We start from the raw sequence: 600 nt of genomic DNA on the forward strand, positions 1-600 counted from the left end.
GCGCCTGCTACCACCCGCTCTTCGTGTTCAACCAGTTCGGCATGCTGGAGCGCTGCGCCTTGCGGCCCGGCAACGTCCACAGCGCCGACGGCTGGAAAGCGGTTCTGGAGCCGGTGATGCGGCGCTATGCCGACCGTGACGTGCTGAAGTTCTTCCGCGCCGATGCCGCCTTCGCCCTGCCGGACCTATACAAGACGCTGGAGGCGGCGGGGTACTTCTACGCCATCCGGTTGCCCGCGAACGCCGTCCTGCAGGAGCGTATCGCGCACCGGCTGAGGCGCCCGGTCGGTCGCCCGCCCAAGCATGTCCGCCGCTTCTACGAGGACTTCGAGTGCCGGGCGAAGAGCTGGGACAAGCCGCGCCGCGTGGTCGCCAAGATCGAGTGGCATCCGGGCGAGTTGTTCCCCCGCGTCGGTTTCGTGGTGACCAACCTGCCGATGGAGCCTGAGTGGATCAGCGGGTTCTACAATCGCCGTGGCACCGCGGAGCAGCACATCCGCGAAGGCAAGTACGCCATCCGCTGGACGCGCCTGTCGTGCCGCCGGTTCCGGGATAACGAGGTGCGTCTCCAGCTGCACGCGCTGGCCTATAACCTCGCCG

Annotated in this window: 1 protein-coding gene; it reads left to right on the plus strand. The window is 67.5% G+C overall.

The features are described 5' to 3' along the window. Window positions 1-600: IS1380 family transposase (locus EU800_RS26190; RefSeq protein WP_129636371.1), on the plus strand; the 600-nt coding region annotated here is incomplete at both ends.

The sequence above is a fragment of the Tropicimonas sp. IMCC6043 genome, from assembly GCF_004146235.1.
Taxonomy (GTDB): domain Bacteria; phylum Pseudomonadota; class Alphaproteobacteria; order Rhodobacterales; family Rhodobacteraceae; genus Tropicimonas.